The sequence below is a fragment of the Levilactobacillus suantsaii genome (genome assembly GCF_004115745.1).
GTDB lineage: Bacteria > Bacillota > Bacilli > Lactobacillales > Lactobacillaceae > Levilactobacillus > Levilactobacillus suantsaii.
Map to the genome: position 1 here is coordinate 20,924 of NZ_QXIL01000026.1, position 6,151 is coordinate 27,074.

8 protein-coding genes are annotated in these 6,151 nt (G+C 39.9%); 1 reads left to right on the forward strand and 7 read right to left on the reverse strand.

What is annotated here, in order from left to right:
• Positions 1 to 119: 119 nt before the first annotated feature.
• From DXH47_RS10055 to DXH47_RS10080, 7 genes are all read right to left on the reverse strand, one after another.
• The gene (locus DXH47_RS10055) at positions 120 to 1,499 is read right to left on the reverse strand and encodes a hypothetical protein (protein ID WP_129033190.1); all 1,380 of its coding nucleotides are present in this window, start codon (positions 1,497 to 1,499) and stop codon (positions 120 to 122) included.
• A 340-nt stretch (positions 1,500 to 1,839) separates the two neighbouring features.
• Positions 1,840 to 2,031 carry a GNAT family N-acetyltransferase gene (locus DXH47_RS12105; RefSeq protein WP_404820037.1) on the reverse strand — a complete coding sequence of 64 codons (192 nt, stop codon included), beginning with the start codon at positions 2,029 to 2,031 and terminating at the stop codon, positions 1,840 to 1,842.
• A 109-nt stretch (positions 2,032 to 2,140) separates the two neighbouring features.
• Positions 2,141 to 2,635: a YbhB/YbcL family Raf kinase inhibitor-like protein gene (locus DXH47_RS10060; RefSeq protein WP_129033191.1), complete on the reverse strand. Its 495-nt coding sequence runs from the start codon at positions 2,633 to 2,635 to the stop codon at positions 2,141 to 2,143.
• Between the two features lie 224 nt (positions 2,636 to 2,859).
• Complete coding sequence (locus DXH47_RS10065) at positions 2,860 to 3,603, reverse strand: SDR family oxidoreductase (protein WP_129033192.1); 744 nt, start codon at positions 3,601 to 3,603, stop codon at positions 2,860 to 2,862.
• Between the two features lie 234 nt (positions 3,604 to 3,837).
• A complete protein-coding gene (locus DXH47_RS10070) occupies positions 3,838 to 4,203 on the reverse strand; it encodes a cyclophilin-like fold protein (protein ID WP_129033193.1) in 366 nt (121 codons plus the stop codon).
• Between the two features lie 17 nt (positions 4,204 to 4,220).
• Positions 4,221 to 4,703, reverse strand: coding sequence for a flavodoxin (locus tag DXH47_RS10075; RefSeq protein ID WP_129033194.1), 483 nt, complete (start codon positions 4,701 to 4,703; stop codon positions 4,221 to 4,223).
• Between the two features lie 97 nt (positions 4,704 to 4,800).
• A complete protein-coding gene (locus DXH47_RS10080; protein ID WP_129033195.1) occupies positions 4,801 to 5,436 on the reverse strand; it encodes an NAD(P)H-binding protein in 636 nt (211 codons plus the stop codon).
• A gap of 114 nt (positions 5,437 to 5,550) precedes the next feature.
• Here DXH47_RS10080 and DXH47_RS10085 point away from each other — a divergent pair, with 114 nt between their 5' ends.
• Positions 5,551 to 6,081 carry a LysR family transcriptional regulator gene (locus DXH47_RS10085; RefSeq protein ID WP_225423566.1) on the forward strand — a complete coding sequence of 177 codons (531 nt, stop codon included), beginning with the start codon at positions 5,551 to 5,553 and terminating at the stop codon, positions 6,079 to 6,081.
• The last annotated feature ends 70 nt before the right edge of the window (positions 6,082 to 6,151 follow it).

The following is a 6,151-nucleotide window of genomic DNA, read 5'->3' on the forward strand; positions in this document are numbered from 1 at the left end:
CGCCCACTTTAACTAGAACGTTTTGGACTTATTTATTAGTCCACCGGATCCCAGTTTTCTATCCTTGGGAAATAAGCTCCTAAAATCAACCCGAGCAATTGATTCTAAGCGCTTTGTTCCTAAACTAATAATGTATATCCGATAATAAAAATTATACTTAAAATAAATAAATTCACACAATATTTTCCATTCCACTTCAATGATACCGTTGCTGGACTAGTTCCCAGAATATTGGCAATTACAACTACGATTCCCGCAAAGGGTGACATCATGTATGCTAAAACACTACCAATATTTAATCCAAGAGCAATAGCTAAAGCATTAAATGGTAAATTAATTCCCATCATGACCTGTCCCAACAAGGTTACAGAAGCCAAGGGATGTATACCGATTAAAGATAAAATAACAACCAGTAAGGGAACTAAAATTAATGCTCCCCATGATAAGTGCGCAATATATGGTGTTAAAAATCGACCGATTATTTTGGATACTTGGGAATGTTCAAAGACATTTGAAAACAAACCGATAGCAACAAAGAATGGCGCCAAACTTCCACCACGCATTAATCCGCTCTGAAGATACTCCTTTCCAGCCTTAACAGTTCGTTGATGGTCATGGTCTCCCACTTGTAAAGCCAACAGCCAAAATAAGATAACCACTAAGCCAGCCAAGGTAACATCTATCATCGCTTCACCAATTTCAAGGTGAATCAATGTAAAAGCGATTACCAATAAAACAACCACAGCCAAAATAATTTGGAATACCTGTAACATTGCTCGCGTAGTATTACCTCGACTTTTAATCTGCTTGCCATTCTTCTTTGCTGGCAAAGCATGTAATTCGATCAGCAAGGCTAACAGCAGTCCTAATAACCCTAAAATAAAACTGGGAACAAATAGTTTTTGCAAAGGCACATGAGTAATTGTACTAATTAAAAAAATTGTCGCGGCGCCCGGCGCCCATAATGTTCCTAAGGTAAAAGAACGACTAATGGCAACCGATGAGAAGTGATTATACTTTTCACCAAGTCGTTGTTTTATTGTTGGCCCCAAGATGGAGTAGATGATGGGGACAGTTCCCATTGAAAGAATACTAGATAGCAAGAATGTAATTAACATTGTGAAGGCAAATAAGCCCCGATTAGTTGGTAACTTACCATTAACCAGTGTCACGATTGAATTTTGGTATCGCCCCACGGCAATTGGAACCGTAAAAAGTTGCATTACGATTAATAATACGATTAGATTGTCCATTGAATTAACTGCATTAATCACCATCGATAATGAAAAATGCTCATATCCAGCAATTAATAGTCCCAGAATAAAGAAGATCCCCGTTGCCCATTTAAATGCGGTCCCTAAATGATGAAATCCGCCAATTAGAACTAACAAGGAAGCAATAGCTAACACCAACGCTACTTGATTAGCTAACGCCAAATTTAGGATACTAATAATTACCAATAGAACTAGCAATATTCTTTCACTATTTTTAACTATCACTTTTCAAATTTTCTCCCTTTACTATTTACTATTTTCTTGTCCTCTCAAATCCAACAGGACAATTACCGTAAAAAATAACATTGCCAACTGTCACCCAATAAAAAGATACATATTTGCTTGCCTATCCCGCACTTAGCTTTCGCGCAAAATGAGTTAAAGCAAAAAAATCAACAGATTCTTACCTGCTGACCTTAAATTCTAATGACTCTTTTCCATAGAAACAAAAGAGAAGTCACTTTCTTCTGTTACTTCTTTCAACCGGTTCATACCCATATATGGCACTGTTTTCCAGCTCTTTGTGCAAGTGTATCATTTGCGCACTTGGGCTGGATACTATTCGTCAACGACTTTTGGCAAACCCGCGACAACAATAGTCAGAATGGACCATGACCTGCCCAATTTCAAGCTTATCTCCTCGTTCACGGTAATGAATCGCTCCAGCAATTTGATTATCAGCAACCAACTTTAAAACAATCCAATAATGTGGGAAATCCTTCTTACTCTCTTTTGCTGTTTCTCGAAGCGCTGAGATTTCCTAACTGCCAATCATTTCCGCTTCACTTTCAAAAGCTAATAATGGTAATTGATATAACTCTCTAAGTCCGCCGATGTAGCTCGTTCTAGTTTCATAAAATCTCGCTTTAATCATGGGCATTAACAACGAAATCTGTTTTGTCTAATAGATTATTCTTTAGTTCATCGCGAAATTGATTGTAATAGAATTTATCCTTAACAGCCATTGCATGCTTTAACGCATAAACAGTTAAGGTATATCGATGGGGCTTATCTGGCGGCATTGGACCTGCATAATGACTGGTTACGTAGTCATCATCTTCATCGTAGAACCGTGAAGCCCACGTATTCATCCCCTGGGGTCCTTTGAACCCCCTACTAAAATCTTCATCAATATTTTTAACGGGAAGATTAGCGGCTAACCAATGAATAAATGGAAAGCCCGTTCGTGGTACTGCATCATAATCAATCAACGACAATGCTAAATAATTTGTCTCCTGAGGAACATCAGTAACTTCAATTGGAAACGAAATTACTGGTTGCCCGGCCTTTTTAATTGCCGAATATTTGGAATACTTATCTGGTAGGTACCCAGCTTGGGTTACTGGAACGTTTATTTTCATTTAATGATTTTCCTTTCTATTTAGACCACAAAAATTAATTAATTGCTCAATCAAATTTCTGATTATTGTACAGTTTACTATGTTGAGCTTGTTTTTCGGTAAACTTTTTTTCTTAATAGGATGCAGCCCGCTTAGCAACTAAGTCACGCATTATTCTTGACGAATCATTCATCCGATTGTAGGAAAATAAGGTTGAGCTTTTCACTCAGCTTCATGGAGAAATTTTATGCTTGGTTTGTTGGGTAAATCGTAAATTCAGAAATGTCAACATCTTCTGGTTGATCAATCGCGAATTTTACCACCCGGGCAATTGCATCCGGCGAAATTCCGTGTTGCTTGTAGAAGTTCTTCATATTAGCAGCGGTCTTTTCATCACCAACGTGGTTAAGTAATTCAGTATTGATTGCGGCTGGGTAAATGGTCGTTGTCCGAATATTAGTCCCTTCGTTAGCACTTTCCATCCGAGTAACTTCCATAGCATTCTTAACGGCAAACTTAGTCGCACCGTAGACCCCGGAACCAACATAATTCTTCAAGCCCGCTACCGACGAAGTCGTAATAATGTGACCATGCTTTTGAGCAGTAAAGATTGGCATTACCGCAGCAATTCCATTAAGAACTCCCTTAATATTAACATCGATCATCTTGTTCCATTCAGCAGTCCGAACAGCACTCATTGGTGAGTTTGGCATGATGCCAGCGTTGTTAAAGATGACATCAACCTTGCCAAAGCTATCTTGAGCCGCCTTTATTAGAGCTTCAACTTCTTCTGGTTTAGTCACGTCAACAGCTCGGAAGTCTGCCCGTCCACCATTAACGTTAATTTCGTTAGCAATCTTGTAAAGCCGGTCTTCGCGGCGGGCACCAAGCATCACCATGGCACCGTTCTTTGCTAACAATTTGGCAGTTACTTCACCAATTCCAGAAGATGCACCGGTAATGACAACAACTTTCCCTTTAACTGACATAATTAATTCCTCCTATTAATTTTTAATATTTTTCAACACCTTTAACGATCCTTGCTAATCCACAATTAATAGAAGCACTAACACATTCGTAACATATCAACCATCAATTAATATTGTCGCCCTTTTTTATCAGGAAATGGCAATAAGTTAGTCCCGTAAAATATTTATCAAACGCGGTGTTCTTTTCGCCAATACCAAATAGATTATCCTTATTTTGTTCAACCATGATTCGCGCTAAGCCCTAACCCGAAACGTTACTTGTGCTGAGTTGAATTTACTAAAGAAGCTAACATCGTTATCAATATGGCCAATCGGTTGTTGTTCAAAGACTTCGCCATTCTGCTTGTACAAAAATACCAGACTCCCCATCGGTGGCCAGTAAGAAATATCCCCGACCTGATAGCCTTTATCCTTTGCATTATCAGTTGGCAAGCCACCATGGCCGTAACGGTGACACATCTCACGGGAATATAGATTATCCATATCGACGGTAAATGGCATCCGAGAAATTAAGTCGCGGGTTGTTGCGTTATCTTCAAATTGGGCGGTTAATTTAACATCATTGTTTACACTAATTTCAACTAAGGTTTTCTTACTCATTTTCTTTCTTCCTTTCATTAAAGCACCTTGCTTTGCTTCAACCATTCTTTAGTTTCTGCAACACTACTATCAACTGCGTGCGTTTCTAAACGTAGGCCTGGCTTAACATCAGCTGTTGGCAACCACTTCCTCGTATCTTGTTCAGTGTTTTCAATTCCAACATCACCAGAAGTACAAAATGGGATAACCTTCTTCCCAGTAAAATCATAGGCTTCCCAGAAAGAACGAATTACCATTGGCTCACGATACCACCAGATTGGGTGGCCGATAAAGACAGTGTCATACTGATCCATATTTTCAACGTGACTCGTTAGTGCTGGTCGGAAATCTGCAAGTTGTTCCTTGTGGGCTTGAATTGAACACGGATCGTGCGGTTCCGGGTAAACCGTAGCGGTTTGGATTTCAAATAGGTCGCCACCAGTTAACCTTTGAATTTCTTCGGCAAAAGCCTTACTGTGACCCCAGTGACTAAAGTATGCGATTAAAATATTACTTGCCATTAAATTCCATCTCCCTTATTCGATAATCATTAAACCTAAAACGACATAGCTGATTACTAAAGTTATAAAAAGTTGTCCCTTAACCTTCTTCCGATTATTAATAAAATGAGGGTTTATCCCATTGGGTGTTCGGTTCTGCAAGCCCAACACTTTGGTAGGCTGCTAACTCAGGCCTTGCAACCACATCAGCTATAAAAGCGGCTGCCGCTTGCCTCGTTAACTGTGTGTCACGGAACGGTTGCCCGGCTGGAATCAGCTCATGCTGTTCATTATTTGGATCATCATAAAGCCAGGCCATTCGTATTAATGTGTAATTGAGATTACTACGTTTAATCACTTCTGCTGCATCAATAAGGTTTTGATTGTTCCCCATCATCTGCTGGTTCCATTGGCCAAATTTCCCAGGAACCTCATCTTCGATTCCTAATTCACTGGCAACAATCAATCGCTTGACCCGTTGGGACTTCATTGCCGCTACAACATTACGGTTTGCTTGTACAAACTGACCAGTTGCTAAATAAACAATGTCTTGGTGACTAACCGCCTGTTTAAGATCAACCGGATTATTCCAATTACCACTCATCACATGAACACGTGGCTTAGCAATCAGATTGGTTAGTCGTTGCTGACCATGGCGGGCAAACAACGTTAAAAAGACATCTTGATGGATTAACTTAGGAATTAAGTAACGCGAAATATTACTTGTCGCTCCTAAAATTAAGACCCGTTTCATTGCAATGCCTCCTTGTTTCATTCGATGGCTCTATTATGACTGATGAGTACTTGACAGTGAAGAATCTCATTGTTAGGGTGGTGTTAACTTATGGTTGATGCGGAGGGTGGCATAATGGATACCAATAACCTAAGAACGTTTATCTCAGTAATTAAGTCGGGAAGCTTTACGAAAACTGCGGCGCAAAATTTCATTTCAAGCACTGCCGTCATGAAACAAATTAATCGACTAGAAAAAGAAGTTGATACCAAACTATTCGATCGTTCCAGCACGGGAGCCACCCTTACTACTAGTGGTGAGGTTTTCCAAAAGTATGCCGAAACGGTCATTGATCTTACCAACAAAGTTTATGTTGAATGCCATAAAGCCGATGGCGCTGTCCAGACAATCAGTCTTGGCACCTCACTCCTGCATCCCAGCATGCCCTTCATGCCAACCTGGAATGAAATCAAAGATCAGCTTCCAAACTACCAGCTACAAATCACCCAAATTCCCGGTGATTTAACTGCCAATAATCGCGAATACGCAATGCTCGGTCGTGAATGTGACATTATGATTGGTACATTTGATCAAGCGACAACCCGTAGTTTGGTTAATGTCAAGGGCGGTGATAAAATGCAGGTTTATGGCGGTTTAAAAATGTAGGTTTTGGGCGGTCAACCGACGCCTTTTAGTCGATAAGACTTTCCGGTAATCTTGACGACATGGACATGAT

Bases quoted from the DNA above. Each gene is read 5' to 3' on its own strand.
- DXH47_RS10085 (WP_225423566.1), top strand. From the start codon at position 5,551: ATGGATACCAATAACCTAAGAACGTTTATCTCAGTAATTAAGTCGGGA.
- DXH47_RS10060 (WP_129033191.1), bottom strand. From the start codon at position 2,635: ATGAAAATAAACGTTCCAGTAACCCAAGCTGGGTACCTACCAGATAAG.
- DXH47_RS10070 (WP_129033193.1), bottom strand. From the start codon at position 4,203: ATGAGTAAGAAAACCTTAGTTGAAATTAGTGTAAACAATGATGTTAAA.
- DXH47_RS10080 (WP_129033195.1), bottom strand. From the start codon at position 5,436: ATGAAACGGGTCTTAATTTTAGGAGCGACAAGTAATATTTCGCGTTAC.
- DXH47_RS10075 (WP_129033194.1), bottom strand. From the start codon at position 4,703: ATGGCAAGTAATATTTTAATCGCATACTTTAGTCACTGGGGTCACAGT.
- DXH47_RS10065 (WP_129033192.1), bottom strand. From the start codon at position 3,603: ATGTCAGTTAAAGGGAAAGTTGTTGTCATTACCGGTGCATCTTCTGGA.